The organism is Janibacter sp. LM (assembly GCF_039631275.1).
In the GTDB taxonomy this organism is placed as follows: Bacteria; Actinomycetota; Actinomycetes; order Actinomycetales; family Dermatophilaceae; genus Janibacter; species Janibacter terrae.
Genome location: NZ_JBDIVG010000079.1, coordinates 1 through 933, shown reverse-complemented (window position 1 = coordinate 933; position 933 = coordinate 1). Strand labels below are relative to the sequence as shown.

Sequence of the window (933 nt, the reverse complement as noted above, 5' to 3'; positions counted from 1 at the left end):
CACGTGTGCGCCGTCGCGGATCTTGACCACCAGAGCGTCGAGGTAGATCACCGGGTAGAACGCCTCCAACGGGCGGGTCTGCCACGCGGTGACCTCCTCGGCGACGGCGTCGGTGACGTTGCTGATCGTCTCGTGGGACAGCTCGGTGCCCAGCGTCGCGGCCAGGTGGTGCTGGATGTCGCGGATGGTCATCCCGCCGGCGTACAGCGAGATGATCATGTCTTCCAGGCCACCTAGGCGTCGGGCGCCCTTGGGCACCAACGCCGAGGCGAAGCTGGAGTTGCGATCCCGCGGCTGGTCCAGGCCGATGTCCCCGACCTCGGTACCGACCGTCTTCGGGGTCCTGCCGTTGCGCGAGTTGCCCGAACCATTCCCTCCCGGGTCACCCTTCTCGTAGCCCAAATGGTCGGTCAGCTCGGCGTCCATCCCGCGCTCGAGGACGGCCTTGATCATCTCGGGCAGGAACCCGCCCTCACCCGTGAGCGACACGCCTCGTTCATCGCTGGCGGCCATCAGTTTGTCGAGCATCACGTCGTCGAAGAACTTACGACGTAGCCGTCGAGCCTCCGGCTCCTGCTCGGACTCGCCCTTCTTCGGCTTGGTCATAGCCATAGTCAATCTCCTTCAGTAGGAGACCCGCCCCTTACACAGACCATCTGACACCCCCACGCTCGTGGTCCGCGACCAAGCGCCCGCCGTGGCGGACCTGCACCCGGGACAGGTCCGCGCGCACGTCGACGAAAGCGCCGATCATGCTCGGGTCGACGGAGTAGTCGTTGCGGTCGACGCGCACGTAGTAGTCGCGCCCGAGCCGGACCCGGTTGGTCCACCCCACCGACGGCGGCACCGGGGGCAGCGCCAGCATGCCTGCGCGATCGTCGGCCAGGAGCTCGACCGGGGCGGCCTTGATCGTGCGCACCACCTTCGCGTTCG

At 67.3% G+C, this 933-nt stretch carries 1 protein-coding gene and 1 pseudogene; both read right to left on the bottom strand.

The window, feature by feature from the left end; translation table 11 throughout:
• Positions 1–612 (bottom strand): transposase (locus ABC138_RS17515; RefSeq protein ID WP_345914464.1); only part of this gene is annotated, 612 nt, incomplete at its 3' end.
• Between the two features lie 55 nt (positions 613–667).
• Positions 668–933, bottom strand: a pseudogene (locus ABC138_RS17510) (IS21 family transposase); the annotation flags it as partial.